Source organism: Zunongwangia sp. L-65 (assembly GCF_056859415.1).
The window spans coordinates 103,519-122,344 of the sequence record NZ_JBSXOK010000064.1 but is presented as its reverse complement, the minus strand read 5'-3'; the positions used below and the strand labels follow the sequence as shown (position 1 = coordinate 122,344).

Sequence of the window (18,826 nt, the reverse complement as noted above, 5' to 3'; positions counted from 1 at the left end):
TTCAATTCTAATTAGCAATCTGAAATTCAATAGTTCTCGATACAATTTTAATTCCGCTAACGCTACGTCAAAATCACTCAAATTGAAGATTCATCATAAGTTCAAAAGAGATCTCTCCGCAAGGTCGAGATGACATACCTTTAAACATTCAAAATTCAGCATTCAACATTTATCATAATTTCGCATGTTTAAATTCTAATATCTAAAAGCGAAGCAGTCTCAAGTCTGACTTCTAACTTCTAACAGCGAAGCGACCTAAACTCTACTCTAATGCTTTCAAAATTCTATGAAAAACCGCTGTATTTTCGTAAACGCCATTAAACAATTCAGATCCTGGGCCATAGGAAAATAATGGAATCATAGCACCGGTATGATCATGGGTTAAAAATCCGCCTTCTATTTTTCCTTTTTCAAGATCGCCCTGCATAATTCCAAATCCAGAGGTTTCATGATCTGCCGTAATTACCACCAGGGTATTTTTATTCTTATCGGCGACTTTTAGCACTTCAGCAATGGTTTTATCGAAGTCCAGCATCTCCTCTATGATTCCGCTCGCATTATTGGTATGCCCATTTTTATCAATTTTGGCTGCTTCGATCATCAAAAAATATGGTTTATCCTGACGTTCTAAATTCTGAAGTGCTTTCTTCACATACTTTGGAAATTGATCGCCACGAACCGATGCATCAGCTAGCGTATTCTCAGAAAGAAAAACGGCAGTTCGATTTTCCAGATCATTAAAGTCTGAAAAATCTTCTTGAATAAAATTATCCTTGATTTTTTCAAAATCTCTAGCTCCGGCTGCCATAAAAAAGTCGATTTTGCTTTTATTTAAATCTTCTAAAATGCTCTCGCTATCATCACGCTCCACTACATGTGCAAAAAACGAAGAAGGTGTAGCTCCGGTTACAAAATCTGTGGTTATAATTCCGTTTAAAAAACCTTTTTTAGCAAGAATCTCGGTTAGATTTGATAAATCTTTCCCATCTTTATCGGTCCCTATAGCTCGGTTATTTGTCTTCTTTCCCGTTGCCATCGCCGTCCCTCCGGCAGCAGAATCGGTTACCAGATCGTCGAAACTAGAGGTTTTTACCAAACCAATATTTTTTAATTGCGTAAGCGTTAATTCGCCTCGATTTGCGAATACTGCGGAAGAAATCTGACTCAAACCATTACCATCACCAATCATTAAAATAATATTTTTTGGACTGGTATTTTTATCATAGTTAAATTTTGGCTGGTATACTGAAATTGGCGTTTTCAACTCAAATTTTCGGGTTTCTAAAGTTTCCAAATACTTTGAAGCTTCAGCCGGTTTATCGATATTGATAAAATCTACACCCATTTCTGCAAATCGGCTCCAGGCTGTCTTGGTATCTGGAGCTCCCCAAAAACGAAAAAGCTTGCCGGCATCATGAGCCTTTTTAATTGCTGTTTCCACTTTTTTAAGTTCTGGTGCTGTGATCCTTCCCAATCCATTCCAAACCGAATAATCTCTAAAATTCTGACTAATCAATGTAACCTTAGTTAAATCGGCTTTCTCTAAATCCGACAAGTCCTGATGATCAAATTCGATAAAATCGGGATAGTCTTTATATTCATTGGGCCTTGGCCTATTCCCAGAAATGACAAAAGAAATCTTATCACTTTGGGTTAATTCAGGATATGAATTTAAAACTTCTACCAGCTTTTTAAGACTCGTTTTCGATTCAGATTTTAAATCGATCAAGAACTGAAGGTTTCTAAGCTTCCCGGCTTTAGCCAAATCAGCTAATGGTTTTAGATAAAGATTTTCCAGTGTAAAATCAGCTTGAATTTCATCTTCAGAATGCGTAACATATAATTCATCATTTTTTAGAAAAATGTCGGCTTCTATTGAAGATGCACCATGAATATAGGCCTTCCAAAATGGGAAATCCTGAGCATAATCATTATGCGAATGAAATTTATAATTGCTTTGCGCCAATAGGTTTCCACAGAAAAAAATAGTGGTTAAAACAACCTGTATTGTTCTATAAAAATTAATTTTCATTGATAGCCTGCATTAATTTGTGATAAATTTCGTTGTTTTCGTAAATGCCTCTAAACAATTCTTCGCCCTGACCTTTTGCAAAAACAGGAACCAGCTCTGTACTATGCTGATCGGTATTAAAATATACCTGTACCTGCTGCGGAATTTCTTTCCCACTTTCGTCATAGGCTTTACCAATGCTAACACCTCCGGTTTCATGATCTGCAGTAACGACCAACAATGTGTTTGGGTGTTTTTTTACAAAATCGAGGACCACACCAATGGTTTTATCGAAATCCAGAACTTCCTGAATCATCATCTCATCATCTTTGGCGTGACCACCCCAATCGATATAAGAACCTTCAATCATCATAAAAAATGGTTTCTTATTGGCTTGGAAATAATCGAAGCCAGCTTGTGAAGCTTCTGCCAGAAAATCTCCACGACCTTCGGTTTTAGAGGGCAAACCTTCCTCTGCTAATAAATATGCATTACGACGTGCAGTGTCTGGTTTACTTAATTCTAAAGTATCTAATTTATAATTTTTCGCCTTTAAGCTATCGTAAAGATGTAGCCCATCTTCCCTATTTTGAAAATACTTTTTACCACCACCGGCAAAAAAATCAACCTCAGCTTCTACCAGTTGTTTTGCAATTTCTTCGTGCATATCGCGATCTTCTACATGCGCATAATAAGCAGCGGGAGTGGCATGGGTAATAGAGGTTAAACTAATTAGTCCTGTTTGATAGCCTTTTTCTTTTAATTGCTCTAAAATGGTTGGCAGCGCAATCGTATCTGAGGAAACTCCGATTCCTCTTTTATAGGTTTTCTCTCCGGTAGAAAAAGCCGTAGCCCCGGCGGCAGAATCTGTAATTAAATGACTGGTACTAGAAGTACGGCTAAGACCTATACTTTCAAATTGCTTAAAATTGGGCGTATGTTCACCAAAATAAAAAGCACTGGAAACTTGCGGAATTCCCATCCCGTCCCCAACCATAAAGATGATATTCAGCGGTTCTTTTTCGGTAACTTTAGTTGTATTATTTTGCTTTTCTTCGGAAGTTTTTCCGCAGCTCATTGTTACTGAAATTACAGATAATGCGATAATCTTTTTTATATTTTTCACACTGTTTTTATAAAAATAGCGGCAGAAGATCTTACATCTCCTACCGCTTAGAAATTAAACTACATTCAAATTAATATCCCGGATTCTGTACCAAGTAGCCTTCTACATTAGAAGCTCCATCGATCGCTTCCTGCGGAATTGGAAAAAGTCTGTGTTGTGGGTCACTATCTGACTTTGAAGTCCACGAATCTTCATACGTTCCAAATCTAATTTGATCCTGACGACGGTGCATTTCCCAATAGAATTCGAACCCTAATTCTCTATATAAAGTTTCAAGATCTATCGATGATAATGCAGCCGGAGTTTGATCTGGCCTTGCATCACGAGAAGTTCTTACCGTATTTACATCTTGTAGAGCACCAGCATTATTACCCATTCTTAATTTCGCTTCAGCTCTCATTAAATACACATCGGCCAAACGTAATAATATAAGGTCTACACTACTGTAGTTGTTACCATCGTCTGAAGTTTTACTAAACTGCCATTTAGCAAAACGATAACCACTTGCATAACCAGCACTACCATCCAGGCTTATATTTAAAGTATGATCGACGTAATAAGTAATATCCTCAGGATCAGATCCATTTTCACGAGCTTCAGCCAGAGGATAAATTCTATAACCCGAATTTCCATTAGCATCGGTTCCTGTCATAAAACTACCCGATCTGAAATTTTGCTTTCTAGGTGCCCACATCGTTCCACGAATAATTCCGCGGTCGATTTCAAAGTCAGATCCTGCTATAAAATAATGGTCTTTATCACTTAGCTTTCCTAAAGTATCGTTTTTATAAGGTGTTAATCCCGAAATATCTTCCAGCTCAGCCGGTACTTGCGCATTTTTTTTATAGAATCTTGCATCTGCATCTGCAGGATCCTCATTACCATAAGCATCAACCCAGGTTTGATAAAAATCTGAGGTCATTGCAGGACCATCGGTCCCATCCATACTTAAGTAAAAATCACCAGGTCTTGGAAAAAGCGAACCAGACATGGACCAATATGCCCAACGATTATGATCATTATTAAGAACACCGCGTAAATCCAAAGCAAAAATCAACTCTGAATTATCATGATTTTCATCATTAAAAAGATCAAAATATTCTGAGGATAATGAATACCCGCCATCATTAATAATATTATCGGTGTATTCTACCACTTTTTGCATATCAGCATCAGTAAAATTAGGCGTTCCATAAGGATCTCTATACACCGCGGCATTTAGATAAAGTTTCGCTAAAAATCCGTAAATCGCATCTTCAGTCATCCTACCGGGACCATGTTCATTATTGATATTCGCAAGTGCGGTTAAAAATTCAGATTCGATATAAGCCACTGCTTCTTCTCCCCTTAAAATTTCAGAGGTTTCAGAAGTTGTTTCTTTTTTAAAAGCCAGTCCCCAACTATCTAAAAATAACAAGTTTTCATAGGCCCTTAAAGCTCTCATTTCAGCTAAAGCTTGTACCGCCTCAGCGTCACCGGTTTCAGCAAGAGGAGTTATTACATCTATTGCAGCCACCGTTCTAAATAATGCAGTAGTTAAATAGCTCCAGGATTCGGTTACCAGACTATTGCTTGAAGACATTAGATGCCTGTGTGCTGTAGTATAGGTATCGTTATCTGCCCATTGTGTACCGCCTAAACCTGTTCTGGGAGGTAAAATTGCTTCGTCTGACGGGATTTCCTGTAAACCAAAATAACGGGTATGTCTAAAGGTTTGTGGAAGAATTCCGTAGGCTGCGGCCATCGAACCCGAAACTGGTTGTACGAGGTCTTCAGATCCTGTTAATGATTCGTCTAATATTTCTTCTTCTAAATCTGTACAATTTGTAAATGCCAATACGCTAAGTCCTGCAAATACAGTTAGAATTCTATGTTTCATTTTTTACTACTTTTAAAATTAAAAGGATACATTTAAACCAAAAACAACCGTTCTGGCTTTAGGATAGGTGTAATAATCGATACCATAAGATTTTGAATCACTACTACTTCCTGTATTTAATTCGGGATCAAATCCGCTATAATCGGTAATTACGAATAAGTTCTGCCCGGTTACCGATAATCTGAAGTTCTTTATCCAATCTCCCAGCCCAACTGCAGTTGGATCTAAATCGTAAGCCAAAGTAGCATTATTTAGACGTAAAAAGCTACCATCTTCAAGATACCTTGTAGACACCGTATTACTGTTTGTGGCGTCCTCATTAGGAAATTGGATCGCCTGATCTGTTGTATTAAGGGAGTTTGAAATTTGCGTCATATTAAACAAACTCATTCTGGTATGGTTATAAATTTTGTTACCGCTAACACCATTAAAATTTAAACCTAAATAGAAATTTTTATAATTAAATTTCGTGTAGAAAGCATAAAGAAAATCTGGAACGGCACTTCCTGAAGATACACGATCACTATCATCGATCTGACCGTCACCATTAATATCTTTAAACTGGTTTAAGCCGTCTGGGCCAATACCTTCAAACTGTCTTACAAAAAAGTTACCAATTGGTTGATTGTTCATATACCCATTAATGGTTGCGCCTGTTTGCCCCGAGCCTTGTGCAGTACCCGTAGTTACAATCGTAAATGGAGAATCGGTAATTTCGTTTTTGATATAAGAGAAATTCCCTCCTATATTATAAGAGAAATCTTTTGTTTGATCGCTCTGGTAATCTAAAGAAAATTCTAATCCTGAATTTTCAATTTTCATATTAGGAATATTTTGCCAGGTATATCCAACCTCATCGATAGGATCCTGCGTAGAGAAATAAAGCAAAACATCTGTGGTTTCCTTTAGGAAATAATCTACTGTTCCTGTTAATTTTTGATCAAAAAGTCCAAAATCGATCCCGATATTTGTTTGTGCAGTTTCTTCCCATTGTAGGTCTGGATTTGCGGTACGTGCGAAAACTAAACCATAAGGATAATCTTCTCTGGTCGTTTCGTTTCCATTTATGGGGTAAATATCATTGTCCTGGAAACTTTCGCCGTAACTCAAATTGGTTTGCTTAGAAGGAATTTCCTGGTTACCTGATTTTCCCCAACTTGCTCTTAGCTTTAAGTTGCTGAAAACTGAATCATCCATAAAATCTTCTTTGTAGATATTCCAACCTAAGGCGAAAGATGGAAATACGGCATACTCATTATTTTTACCAAATTTGGTAGAACCATCAGAACGTACTGTTGCCGTTACCAAATATTTATCGGCATACTCGTAATTTACCCTTCCAAAGAAAGACTGTAACTCATTTTGGACAGCATCTGAAGATTGAGTATTATCTTCTCCTCTTGCTTCTCCAAGTTGATATCTAGGCTCGATACCATTATCAGGAAAATTTGTAAAATAGAAGCTTTTATTATGAACGTAGAACTTCTGATAAGAATGTCCTGCTAAAAGACCTAAATCATGATCCCCAAAAGCTGTTTCATAATTTAAGGTATTTTCAACTAAGGTATTTCGATTAGTAGTAAACGAAGATCTTATAGAGCCCTCTGCATAATCCGGATCTGCAGAGTAAGGTATTAATTGTTCATCTCTATCTGTTTTGGAATAATCCACCCCTAAGTTTAATTTGTAAGTTAAGCCATCAATGATCTCTAGAGAAGGAGAAATATTCGCAATCATTCTATTATTGAAAGCATAATCCCCATATATATCTTCGATAATCAACGGATTGATTCCTGTACCGAAAATTGTGGGCTCCCCATCAGTATACGCAGGTGTTGTTGGGTTTAATGACAACATATTACTCACCATAGTCTGGATATCCGGGCGTTCATTTTCGGTTCTGGTAGCAGATAAGTTTACATCTACCTTTAAACGATCATTTAATCCTTTTTGGGTGACATTTACTCTACCCGAATAACGTTTTAAATTACTATTATTTAATATCCCTTCCTGATCTCTGGCACCTAAGGATGCGAAATAAGAAGTTTGAGAAGTTCCCCCGCTCATCGAAAAATTGACATCATTGGTAATGGCGGTTCTGGTAAGTTCATCCTGCCAATCGGTATCAGCACCATTATCACTTAAACTTCCTCCGATTTCCTGAACTACTCTTCTAAATTCATCTGCAGAAAATACATCTATTTTATTGGCAATAGAAGAAATAGCGGTAGAAGCAGATACATTCATTTGTGTTCTTCCTGCCTTTCCTTTTTTAGTGGTGATTACTACCACACCATTTGCCGCACGAGAACCATAAATTGCTGCAGCTGAAGCATCTTTCAATACGTTAATCGATTCAATATCTTCCGTATTAATAAAATTTAATGGATTTGTAGGCATTCCCGTAGAGGAATTATCCAGTACAAAACCATCAATAACATATAATGGAGAAGTACCGGAACGAAGTGTCCCTACACCTCTAATCACAATATCCTGACCTGAGCCTGGTTCACCACTGGCATTAGTGACATTTAATCCGGAAACCTTACCCTGTAATAAATTACCGGGGTTCGTATTGATACCTTTATTGAATTCTTCTTCACCTACAGAACTTACAGCGCCGGTTAAATCTGATTTTTTTTGAGTACCATATCCAACGACAAGAACCTCGTCTAAAGAAGCGCTATCTGTTTCTAACTGGATATCATAATTGGTTTGTCCGGTTACTCTTTTTTCGAAAGTTTTAAAGCCTACAAAAGATATCTGAAGAATATCTCCTTCCTGAACTTCGATTGTATATTCCCCATCAAAATTAGTGGTTACCCCGTTGCTGGTACCTTTAACCATTACGGTTGCTCCAGGAAGTGGCACACCCTGATCGTCAGTGACCACACCACTAATTGAGCGCTGAATGGATTTATTGGTAATCGTAAAGTCTCTTGAAGGCATACTTAAAGAAGTAGCTTCAGTAGCTTGCGAAAAAAGTAAAACTGAAAGTCCAAATAATACCTTTTTCGATTTTAATTGTGTAATTTTAAAATACATTTAGTTAAGTAATTGGTTGCACAATGCTTAATTTTAATAACCGCAGTTGTTGGTAGCTTCTGCGGTTTAGTGTTTTTTAGAGTTTGCTTTGGATGAAAATCACATAAGATTTTTAAGTTATCATTAACACGATGCAAATTAATGAAGAAAGAAAAGAAGCTGTTTTAAATGAAGATTATGTATAGTTTAATTAGTGCAAAAACGTTTTAATAAAGAAATTGATGAATTTTCACTAAAAATAATTACTAAAAATTATTATATAAAAAATTTAAATCACCAAAAAATAACACATCACTAATAAGTTGGACATTATTACATTTTGTTTTTTTGTTTAAAAATTTGAAAAGGTTAACATAGATTAAACCAAAGCTAACATTGGAGTAAAACACTGTTAACTTAAAATTAAAAGTAAATTTTGCGTGGATGTTATATATCTAACCACTAAAGCAGTAATTATATATTTTCGTGCCTATACTTCTATTAGGATTAACAGATCAACTGCCACAGAATTATTTATATCCTGAATATTAATTATGCTACTGATTTGAGCACTACTCCTGTTTTCAATATATCATTAATAAGCTTGTGGAAGTGGAATTAAAAGATTCTTACTCTTTCTAAACAAACCTCTGAATATTATATTTCTTTTTGTCGACACCAATAAATATTATTCGGCTATTTATACTGTTTTTTAGACCATAACGTTATTTTCATATGTTTAAAAATATTAAGTTTGAAATATTCTTTAATAGTATTGTTTTTAATGAGTTTCCCTTGCTTATATGGACAGCAAGAAAATTTTTTTAAAGAAGAAACATCGCTTAGATTGAGCCAAAGCAAATTGTCTGATCGGATCTATGGAGTTGGGGAGTACAAGCATTTTAAAAATAATTTTGAATTTATGAAGCAAAATTTTTTAAAACTTGAAGTATTCGTAGGAATTTTAGAACACTATGATTTTATGACTGCCGATCGTTTATTAAAATACTCTTATGGTGCTAAATTAAATGCCCAGTTATCCTCAAAAAGCCTGCTATATATTTCTGGGCAATATATTTCAAATCCTTTTAGTAGCATTTATGAAAATACAAGGATACCTATGGATCCGCTTTTTCCTACTTCAGGAATAAGTTTTGGCATAGACTTTCAGCTCAAAAATAATATTAACCTAGATATTGGCAACAAAACATTATTACCAGATGACGATACTTCAATTTTTAATCCTACTCCTTTAAACATGACACGTGCAAAACTCAAAATTGGTTTTTGAACTTGAAAAAGAAAAAGCTCTCAGATATATAATTCTGAGAGCTTTTTCGGCAATTTAAATAAACAAACAATAAAACAAAAAATTAATCTTTATTCCAGCCGCCACCAAGCGCCTGATACATATTCACAACAGCCGTCATTTGTTGCATTTTAGTTTCTACAAGATCAAATTTAGATTCCAGGGCATCCCTTTGGGTCATCAACACCTCCATATATTCTGCTCTTGCATTTCTAAACAATTTATTCGAGATCTTTATCGACTCCGTTAAGGCATCTACTTCCGCAGCTCTTAAATCATAACTCTTCTTAAGATTATCGATTTTAGACAATTGATTGGCCACTTCTATATAGGCTTTCAAAACGGTTTGTTCGTAATCGAAAGCCGCCTGAATTTGCTTGGCATTTGCAGTTTTATAGGCTGCTTTTATGGCATTTCGGTTCACTAAAGGTGCTACCAGATCCCCTGCAACAGAATAAATTAAGGATTCTGGTGTATTTAACAGGTAATCCGGATTAAAAGCCTGATACCCGATATTCGCTGAAATCCCGAATGAAGGATAAAATCTGGCTTTTGCAACTTTAATATCAAGTTTTGATGCCTGAAGCTCAAATTCTGCCTGACGTATATCCGGCCTGTTCTGTAATAATTGCGCCGGTAAACCAGCATCGATTTGCTTTGGAAGCATCGTTGCAAATGCTTCGGTACTACGCGCTATTGGTTGTGGATAACGACCAACAAGGAAATTCAGCTTATTTTCTGTTTCCGTAATTCTTTGCTGAATATCATATTGTAAGCTTTTGGTATGTAAGACTTCTGCATTAAATTTACTTACCGCAAGCTGGGTAACACGAGCGGCCTGCATCTGTAATTTTACAATCCTGTAGGCTCTTTCCTGAATTTCGATATTATTTTTCACAATCTGGAGCTGATTATCTAAAGCCAGTAATTCGTAATAAGAATTAGCAATTTCAGCTATCAAATTGGTTACCATAAAATTTCTTCCCTCTACGCTGGATAAATAGCGCATCACGGCAGATTTTTTAGCGTTATGAAGTTTGTTCCAAATATCTACTTCCCACTGCGCATTTAAGCCTATCATGTAATCAGGAAGTGGATCCGGAAAGGCCTTTCCTTCTTTAATCTCCAAATTCTCTTCTACTGCTCCATCGCGTGTATATTTACCCACTTTATCAACTCCAGCACCTGCTTTTAATCCAATTGATGGTAAATATTCACCTTTTTTAGCCTGTACTTCACTTTGAGCGACCTTTAGCTCCTGCAGCATAATATTTAACTCCTGATTATTTTCAAGCGCGGTATCAATTAAAGCTATCAGGTTGGGATCATCAAAAAATGTTTTCCAATCTATAGAAGCCGAGCTTGTAGTATCTGCGGAATTAAAACTTTTAGTAGCAAGAGAATCCTGGGAATTATGATAATTCCCGGGAACCTCTTTACTTGCGGTTTTCTCTGACAATGAAGGTACACAAGACGTTATACTCAGCATAATTCCTGCTGTAACGCCTAAATAAGAGAAACGCTTATATTTTTTAAATCTATTTATCATAATCAAAATCTTCTGTTAATGGATTTTCGTCTTCGTATTTAATCAATGATTTTCCTTCAGCAAGACTTCCGAAAATGTAGTATAGTCCTGGTACGATAATTACACCGAATATGGTTCCAAAGAGCATTCCTCCAAGTGCCGAAGCTCCTAAGGTTCTGTTACCTACAGCTCCAGCTCCGGTAGCAATGATCAACGGAATTAAACCGGCAATAAATGCGAAAGACGTCATTAAAATGGGTCTAAAACGCACTTTAGCTCCTTCTATGGCCGCTTCTAATACACTAAGGCCTTCACTATGTTTCATAACGGCAAATTCAACGATTAACACAGCATTTTTACCCAGAAGCCCTACCAGCATGATTAAACCAATTTGGGCATAGATATCGTTTTGAAGTCCCATTAACTTTAACAGCATAAACGAACCAAACACTCCTACAGGTAATGAAAATATTACCGATAACGGAATTATAAAACTTTCGTACTGGGCAGCAAGCACAAAATACACAAAGACCAATACGATTAAGAAAATGTAAATCGATTCGTTCCCTCTTCGCGCTTCATCATACGATAATCCTTCCCAGGCGATGTCGTAGTTTTTAGGAAGCGTTTCTTTGGCAACTTGTTTAATAGCATCAATAGCGTCTGCTGTGGTATATCCTTCAGCCGGTAATCCACGAATTGCAGCCGAATTGTACATATTAAAACGAGTTACCTCATTTGGACCCTGTAGTTTTTTCAGTTTCATAAATGCAGAATACGGCACCATTTCACCATGATCATTTTTCACGTACATGTCCAGAATATCTGAAGGTAGACGTCTAAACTGAGGATCTGACTGTACATACACCTTAAAGAAACGGTTGTATTTAATAAATCCCTGCTCGTAAGTACTACCAATTAAAATATTCAGGTTTTCCATAGCATCACCAATGGATACTCCTTTTTGCATGGCCAGTTCATTATTGAACTCTAATTCGTACTGTGGATAGTTGGCGGCAAAGAAAGTAAACAGCCCTTTTAGCTCCGGACGTTTTCTTAAATTCTCCATAAACTCCTGATTGATCTTATCGAAATCCTGATAATCGGTTTCCGTATTTTCATCTAATAGACGCATAGAGAAGCCTCCAGAAGAACCGAAACCTGGAATTGCCGGTGGCTCAAAGAATTCGATAACCGCACCTAGGTCTTTGGATTTTTCCTCCAGCTCTTCCATAATTTCGGTAACTGTATGTTTACGGTCAGACCAGTTTTTAAGGTTAATTAAACAGGTACCTGCGTTAGATCCACGCCCTTCAGTCATAATTTCATAACCTGCCAACGAGGATACCGATTCTATTCCTTCTACTTCTTCACAAATACTCTGTAACTTTCTGGAAACTTCATTAGTTCGCTCCAAGGTTGCTCCAGGAGGTGTTTGAATAATGGCATAAATAGTTCCCTGGTCTTCACTAGGCACAAAACCAGAAGGTAAGACCTGACTTTCAAGATAAATACCGGCACAAAAGGCTACTAAAATCCCGAAGGTTAACCATCTACGGCTTACCATTCTTTTTAATATACCAACGTATTTACCGGTAAGCTTATCGAATCCTGAATTGAATTTATCTAATCCTTTAGTAAGGAAATTTTGTTTATGCTCTTTACCATGGTGATTTTTAAGCAGCATCGCACATAAAACCGGCGTAAGGGTAAGTGCTATAATTGCTGAAATCACAATGGAACTGGCCATAGTGATCGAAAACTGTCTGTAGAATGTACCAACTGGTCCAGACATAAATGAAATAGGCAGGAATACCGAAACCATTACCGCCGTAATAGCAATAATTGCACCCCCTATTTCTCCAAGCACCTGTTTTACGGCTACATAAGGAGAAATATCCGGATATTCATCAAATTTTGCGTGCACGGCCTCGACGACCACAATGGCATCATCTACCACGATACCAATGGCAAGTACTAAAGCAAACAAGGTTACCAGGTTAATTGAAATACCGAAGAATTGAATCACGAAAAATGCCCCTACCAAAGACACCGGAACCGCCAAAATAGGAATTAAGGTAGAACGCCAGTCTCCCAAGAAAATAAACACTACAATTGCTACCAGGATAAAAGCATCACGTAGGGTGTGAACCACCTGTTCTATTGAGGCATCCAAAAATTGAGATACATCATAGCTAAGCTTATAATCCATACCAGGAGGGAAATCTTCTTTCATTTTCTCCAGTTCGGCCTTAACTTCTTCAATTACATCACTGGCATTACTACCATAACTTTGTTTTAATACGATCGCCGCTGATGGATGACCGTCCAGATTAGAATAGATATCAAAAAACTCACTTCCTAACTCTACCCTACCAATATCTTTTAATCTCAAACTTTGCCCATCGGGGTTTGCCCTAACAATAATATTCTCGTATTCTTCAGGTTCGCTATAGCGACCTTTGTAGGTAAGTACGTATTCTAAAGACTGTGCCTTTATTCCTGAACTTCTACCTAAACGTCCTGGCCTACCTACGATACTTTGCTCTTTCATTGCCTCCATAACTTCATCTACAGAAACATTATAAGCACGCATTCTATCTGGGTTTAACCAAACACGCATGGCATATTTACGGCTACCCAAAATAGTAGATCTCGCGATCCCTTTAATCCTGTTTATTTCGGGAATCATTTTTACGTTGGCGTAATTGTATAGAAATTTTTCATCCATACTTTCCTTTTTCGAGTAGAGGTTTACATACATTAACATACTCGGCTGGATAGGTGTAATCACTACCCCTTCCCTTTGTACCAACTCTGGTAATAAAGGCATTACCTGATCGACCCGTGTTTTTACCCTTACCACGGCATCATTAGGATCCGTCCCAGGTTCAAAGATCACTCGTAATGTGGCCTCACCAGCACTGGTTGCATCTGTTGCCAGATAACGCATTCCCTGCACCCCATTTATTGAATTCTCCAAAGTAATAAGGGTAGATTTTACCAATACATCTGCACTGGCGCCCGGATAGGCTACAAATATATTTACTGTGGTAGGCGCAATTTGGGGAAACTGCGATATAGGCAGTTGTTTTATTGCTAAAGACCCCATAAATACAATTATAATAGAAATAACAATTGCAAATACGGGTCTATGTATAAATCGTTTAAACATAGTCTTATTAAATTTTACTCGGTATCGAGATTTAAGTGATGATTATTAACACATGCCTCATTTCGAAACGAAACAAAAACCATCAAAACATTTTTTATAAATGCCTATACAGATTAACCTATAATGTTCAATCTGTCAGGAATTTGAAAGGCTCTTGAAATTTTAATTCTAAAAAAACCTTCCAATTGCCAATTTTCATGAAAATAAATTACTCGGCATAAAGTTCAAGGTGACCTATAACCTCTTGAGGATCTTCAAATTCGTACTCGATCTCATCTCCGTCTCTAACTTTACGAAGTCCTTCTAAAAGAATTTTATCATCCTCAGTAATTCCATCACTTATGGCATAAATATGCGGAAGCTCACCGGCAAGACTAATTTCTCTTGCTTCGATTTTATCATCTTCGTTTATAACATATACATAATGCTTACTTAGCACCTCGAATGTGGCTTTTTGAGGAATTAGTAATGAGTTATTAAAGGGGACTTTGGTAAGAACACTACCGGTTTCACCATGTCTTAAAAGGCCTTCTGGGTTCGGAAAACTTGCTCTAAAAGCAATATTCCCGGTTTCGTTATTAAATTCTCCTTCGATAGTTTGTACATAACCATCATGCTTGTAAATCTGGTTATTGGCCATCAACAATTCTACTTTTACCGTATCATCTTCGTGAATGGCTTGCTGATAGTCCAAATATTCGGCTTCAGGAACATTGTAATAAACCCACATATCGCTGTTATCGGATAAACTGGTAAGTAATTCTCCTTCTTCCACCAAACTTCCTAACTTTAAATGAAGTCTGTCTACAATTCCGTCAAAGGGAGCTCTAATTTCAGTGAATTCTAAATGTACCTGCGCTAGCGACTTTTCAGCCTTTGCTTTTTCTAACTTAGCTTTTGACATTGCTAATTCGTTAGGAGCAACAACATTACTATCGGCTAGTTGTTTGGTATTTTCGTATTCTATTTCGGCAAAATGGGCTTCAGCCTCAGCCTTTTGTAATTCGGCTTTGTAAAGCTTAGGCATAATTTTAAACATTAACTGCCCTTTTTTCACAAACTGTCCTTCATCTACATAGATATCTTCAAGATAACCTCTCTCCTGCGCCCGCACTTCTATATTTCTTATAGATTGAATTTGCGCTACGTATTGATTGACGACCAGGGTATCTTTACGAAGCGGGCTTGTTACCAGATACCTGGATTTTTCTTCTTTCTTTTCTTTGTGGGATTCACAGCCCATGCCTAAAAACATAGCACACAGACTAACAATCATGAGAATTCTACTCATCATAATTTCAAATTTAAAAGTGATAAAAATTAGGGGAAACCTTATAAAAGCCTATAAATCACCGCTAAACATAAACCGATAGACAAATGCTTTAATAGACTATTTTTAAAAATTGAAGTTTGCTGGATTGTAGATAAATAATCCAGACTTAGAAAATCATATTCTAAACACGCAATATCTCACACAAATAGATGGGTAAGATGAAATTTTTTGGTGTTTTGAAAAATAAGGTTCGTAATCACGAAGACTGTTATCGTGATATGCAGAAAGTACAATGTAGAAAAGACCGGTAACGTAATCGCCAGTCTCTATATTTTTTTTTGAAGCATCAGTATCTGAATCCGAATCATTTTGTGCTTCTTCAATTTCGATCTCTTCAGTTTCAGAAAATTTTTTGTCTGGATTGGATCTTGATTTTTCATGAATTAGTGCATCACTATCATCAAAATAATCAAAACCTAAATCCAGTTGATCCTGAAAACAAAAGTCGTCTACAATAAAATCATTATTCTCCTGTAGATTACTGGCATGAAGATGGCCATAACCATTAAGGAGGAGTAGAAAAAACGATATGTATTTAAACAATGATTTCATTTGCAGCGCCAAAGCTATAGAATCTTTGGATTACCTACAAGAACTTCTACATTATTTTACATAAAGCAAATAATTATTTAATATTCAGTAAAATAAGGTTGTATTTTTTTAGAATAAACAAGATTTAAAGAGGGGTTTCTAAGCAAAAATTCAATAAAAAACATCAATAACTTAAAAAATTCCATAATTTTTCCAGTTTCTTGACATGGTATAATAAGTTGAAGGTTTGAAGGTTTGAAGTTCAAAGTGCAAGAGTTCAAAATTCTAGATTCAAGGTTTTAGCCTGTTATATAGCCATCGCTTTTCAGTATTCACCACAAAAACATTTAAAATTCAAAATTTTATGTAAAAAACTCTATTCTCTACATTCTAACTGCTAACAACAGAGCGAATATAACCTTGGCAAATCGGCAAATCGCAACCGTGGGTTTTATATCCTTAAACGATACCAATAAAATACTTCTACTAAGTAACTCATGAGCTTGACATGAGCTACTTAGTAGAAGTTATTTTTCATGGATCCAAATATTGATAGCTTGGAACGGAACCGCAACACCTATTTTAGATTATCAACCAAACCTATATTAAAAATTTGTCACTCTTTAACCTGGAAAACAATTGTTTATCTTCCAATACATATTTAAGATGACTTTCTAAAGTATGACGCTCCTGTTGATCAGAAATATTAGGTATTAAATCACGATAAAGGGATTCTAATTCAGATTGTAATTCTAAGCCTCTTTTAACGACAAAGTCTCTTCCCTTATTTCTTAATTCCTTACATTTTAATCCATTTTGCTTTCTCCTGTAATTGGCAAGTTTATACTGAGATTTTAATCCTGATATGTAAGCTTTTTTATGAAAGCAAAGATTTTTAAATAGCGTCTTAAAATATAAACGGTTTGATTCATCCAATGCCTGAGAATAAAAGCAAAAAGCATCTTCGATTTTTTGGTATAAGGCATTGATCTGGAAATCGATAGGAATATCCTCTATTTCTTTCTCTAATTTATTTAGGATCAACACTTTTTCTTTTGCTGTGTACTGATCCTGGTAATTAATACGAATGGTACCAAGCCCTGCTTCCAGATTTTTATAAAAATTGCCTTTTTCACAAAAGCCACCATCAGTAGTAAATGCCAAACATCTAATATTAGCATGTTTTAATTCTTTTAAAAAATGCCGCTCATTTGGTTTAATTTGATGTTTCTGCCTAATTTTTCGTAAGGTTTCGCGGTAGGATATATTCCCGTTATTTGCTAATGAGTTCATGCTGGTTAGATTTTTTCTGGTTATTTTACAAATCTAATTAATCACTACGCTTTAAACTCTTTCAGAAAACACAAGCTTTACTTAATATCCGGTTAAAATTTTAATCAAACTGATTAAAAAAGAGAAAAAAACACACAAATTAGTGTCTTTAATGAATTAAAAAAGTTATTAACAATATATCAAATCAAAAGATATAATCAATATTTTGGTTATATTGTTAAATAAATTAACACTTAATTAGTTATTCCTCAAATTGGAAGTAATGAGATGTATAATTGTTGATGACGAAGAATTACAGGTTTCTTTATGTAAAATGCTAATTCAGGAGCATACCAATTTAAAGCTTGCAGGAACTTTTGGGAGTGCGCTTGAAGCATTGAAGTTTATTAAGTCGAATCAAAATATTGATTTAATATTTTTAGACATAATGCTTCCTGATATTAGTGGATTTGAATTGCTATCTCTACTGAAAGATTCTCCTCAGGTTATTTTAATATCATCGACTACAGAATATGCTATTGAAGCATTTGATTTTGATCATGTTCTTGATTATCTTCTAAAACCAATTAAAAAGAACAGGTTCTTAAAAGCAGTCGATAAGGCTATTGGCAAACGGAAAGTACAAATGAGCATCCCAGCTAAAGCTTCTAAATCATTCTATGTACAAAGTGATAAGCGCCTAATAAAAATTAATCCTAACGACATTAATTATGTTGAAGCTTGTGGAAATTATGTTTTTATTCATCTCGAAGCTCAAAAAATTTTTTCTTACTGCAGCTTAAGAAAGTTGATTGAAAAATTAGACTGCGAAAATTTTGTACAAACACATCGCTCTTATATTATTAATATCGATAAAATAAAAGATATCGAAGATAACAGTGTCTTAATAGGGAATAAAGTAATATCTATTAGTAGGAGATTTCGGAAAAACGTATTAAATAGCATTGATGTAATTTAACTACTTACATATAAAATCCTACCGCTTATCCTAAAAATATAACCGCCTGCATAATAAATATCTTAGAAGATGAATTGATTTGTAATTTAACAATAAGAAATGTACGTAGGAATGGCTACAAATGGGAAAAATCACTTAATTAAAATATCTGGTGTATTAAATGCTTATACCATTAAAAGTATTGAGACTGAGTTACAATCACATTTAGAAAAGGCAAAAGATATTTTAAACATAGATATTAATAGTATCTCTGAAATAGATTTGCCAGCCGCCTTCACACTTTATTCTCTTAAAGAAAAAGCCAAACAAATGGGTAAAATTATCGATATCAATAAAGAAAAATGTTATGCTCTTAAAAAGTTACAAAATTATAAGATAGAAAAATTATTAAAGTTGAGATTACATTGGTTAGATCAAGATCCGGAAGCGGAAACAAATCCCATAACTCCTGCTTCCGGAAATTTTAAATCAACGTATAAAGTACTAGATTTTAAAGTTTTGTTTTGTTTTTATTTTTATATCAATCGTTAGTTCGTTATTAGTTATATTAACTAAAATGAGATCCCCGAAATGCAAAAAGCCTGAAAAATGATTTCAGGCTTTTTTAATTTGAAATCTGGAGATATCCATTAAGAATTTTTATTTTTTGATCTTTTTAA

12 protein-coding genes are annotated in these 18,826 nt (G+C 35.5%); 3 read left to right on the top strand and 9 right to left on the bottom strand.

From position 1 onward, the window contains the following. Positions 1-262: 262 nt before the first annotated feature. The 4 genes from AC13DP_RS12075 to AC13DP_RS12060 form a co-directional block, all read right to left on the bottom strand. Complete coding sequence (locus AC13DP_RS12075; protein ID WP_483067884.1) at positions 263-2,032, bottom strand: alkaline phosphatase; 1,770 nt, start codon at positions 2,030-2,032, stop codon at positions 263-265. After that, on the bottom strand, positions 2,022-3,137 hold the full coding sequence (locus tag AC13DP_RS12070) for an alkaline phosphatase (RefSeq protein WP_483067883.1): 1,116 nt from the start codon (positions 3,135-3,137) through the stop codon (positions 2,022-2,024). The genes AC13DP_RS12075 and AC13DP_RS12070 overlap by 11 nt, the downstream gene beginning before the upstream one ends. A 70-nt stretch (positions 3,138-3,207) precedes the next feature. Beyond that, complete coding sequence (locus AC13DP_RS12065) at positions 3,208-5,016, bottom strand: RagB/SusD family nutrient uptake outer membrane protein (protein WP_273299885.1); 1,809 nt, start codon at positions 5,014-5,016, stop codon at positions 3,208-3,210. Between the two features lie 18 nt (positions 5,017-5,034). Then, a complete protein-coding gene (locus AC13DP_RS12060; RefSeq protein WP_483067882.1) occupies positions 5,035-8,061 on the bottom strand; it encodes a SusC/RagA family TonB-linked outer membrane protein in 3,027 nt (1,008 codons plus the stop codon). A 733-nt stretch (positions 8,062-8,794) separates the two neighbouring features. Between AC13DP_RS12060 and AC13DP_RS12055 the strand changes: the two genes are divergently transcribed. Continuing rightward, the gene (locus AC13DP_RS12055) at positions 8,795-9,331 is read left to right on the top strand and encodes a hypothetical protein (RefSeq protein WP_272957826.1); all 537 of its coding nucleotides are present in this window, start codon (positions 8,795-8,797) and stop codon (positions 9,329-9,331) included. An 82-nt stretch (positions 9,332-9,413) separates the two neighbouring features. Here AC13DP_RS12055 and AC13DP_RS12050 read toward each other — a convergent pair whose 3' ends face one another. The 5 genes from AC13DP_RS12050 to AC13DP_RS12030 form a co-directional block, all read right to left on the bottom strand. Then, positions 9,414-10,898 (bottom strand): TolC family protein, encoded by a 1,485-nt coding sequence (locus AC13DP_RS12050; protein WP_483067881.1) that lies wholly within the window; start codon positions 10,896-10,898, stop codon positions 9,414-9,416. Next, positions 10,888-14,052 (bottom strand): efflux RND transporter permease subunit, encoded by a 3,165-nt coding sequence (locus AC13DP_RS12045; RefSeq protein WP_041578809.1) that lies wholly within the window; start codon positions 14,050-14,052, stop codon positions 10,888-10,890. Before AC13DP_RS12045 ends, AC13DP_RS12050 begins: the two co-directional genes overlap by 11 nt. 208 nt (positions 14,053-14,260) lie before the next feature. After that, a complete protein-coding gene (locus tag AC13DP_RS12040; protein WP_228251137.1) occupies positions 14,261-15,343 on the bottom strand; it encodes an efflux RND transporter periplasmic adaptor subunit in 1,083 nt (360 codons plus the stop codon). A 156-nt stretch (positions 15,344-15,499) separates the two neighbouring features. After that, positions 15,500-15,937, bottom strand: a complete 438-nt coding sequence (locus tag AC13DP_RS12035) for a hypothetical protein (RefSeq protein WP_013071385.1) — start codon at positions 15,935-15,937, stop codon at positions 15,500-15,502. A gap of 579 nt (positions 15,938-16,516) precedes the next feature. Next, positions 16,517-17,209 carry a hypothetical protein gene (locus AC13DP_RS12030; protein WP_013071383.1) on the bottom strand — a complete coding sequence of 231 codons (693 nt, stop codon included), beginning with the start codon at positions 17,207-17,209 and terminating at the stop codon, positions 16,517-16,519. A 262-nt stretch (positions 17,210-17,471) separates the two neighbouring features. Here AC13DP_RS12030 and AC13DP_RS12025 point away from each other — a divergent pair, with 262 nt between their 5' ends. Both AC13DP_RS12025 and AC13DP_RS12020 read left to right on the top strand, forming a co-directional pair. Then, positions 17,472-18,167, top strand: a complete 696-nt coding sequence (locus tag AC13DP_RS12025; RefSeq protein WP_347407594.1) for a LytR/AlgR family response regulator transcription factor — start codon at positions 17,472-17,474, stop codon at positions 18,165-18,167. Between the two features lie 99 nt (positions 18,168-18,266). Next, positions 18,267-18,698, top strand: coding sequence for a hypothetical protein (locus AC13DP_RS12020; RefSeq protein ID WP_347407595.1), 432 nt, complete (start codon positions 18,267-18,269; stop codon positions 18,696-18,698). Positions 18,699-18,826: the final 128 nt, after the last annotated feature.

Coding starts and splice junctions, on each gene's coding strand:
- AC13DP_RS12075 (WP_483067884.1), bottom strand. CDS start 2,032: ATGAAAATTAATTTTTATAGAACAATACAGGTTGTTTTAACCACTATT.
- AC13DP_RS12065 (WP_273299885.1), bottom strand. CDS start 5,016: ATGAAACATAGAATTCTAACTGTATTTGCAGGACTTAGCGTATTGGCA.
- AC13DP_RS12060 (WP_483067882.1), bottom strand. CDS start 8,061: ATGTATTTTAAAATTACACAATTAAAATCGAAAAAGGTATTATTTGGA.
- AC13DP_RS12050 (WP_483067881.1), bottom strand. CDS start 10,898: ATGATAAATAGATTTAAAAAATATAAGCGTTTCTCTTATTTAGGCGTT.
- AC13DP_RS12045 (WP_041578809.1), bottom strand. CDS start 14,052: ATGTTTAAACGATTTATACATAGACCCGTATTTGCAATTGTTATTTCT.
- AC13DP_RS12040 (WP_228251137.1), bottom strand. CDS start 15,343: ATGAGTAGAATTCTCATGATTGTTAGTCTGTGTGCTATGTTTTTAGGC.
- AC13DP_RS12035 (WP_013071385.1), bottom strand. CDS start 15,937: ATGAAATCATTGTTTAAATACATATCGTTTTTTCTACTCCTCCTTAAT.
- AC13DP_RS12030 (WP_013071383.1), bottom strand. CDS start 17,209: ATGAACTCATTAGCAAATAACGGGAATATATCCTACCGCGAAACCTTA.
- AC13DP_RS12025 (WP_347407594.1), top strand. CDS start 17,472: ATGAGATGTATAATTGTTGATGACGAAGAATTACAGGTTTCTTTATGT.
- AC13DP_RS12020 (WP_347407595.1), top strand. CDS start 18,267: ATGTACGTAGGAATGGCTACAAATGGGAAAAATCACTTAATTAAAATA.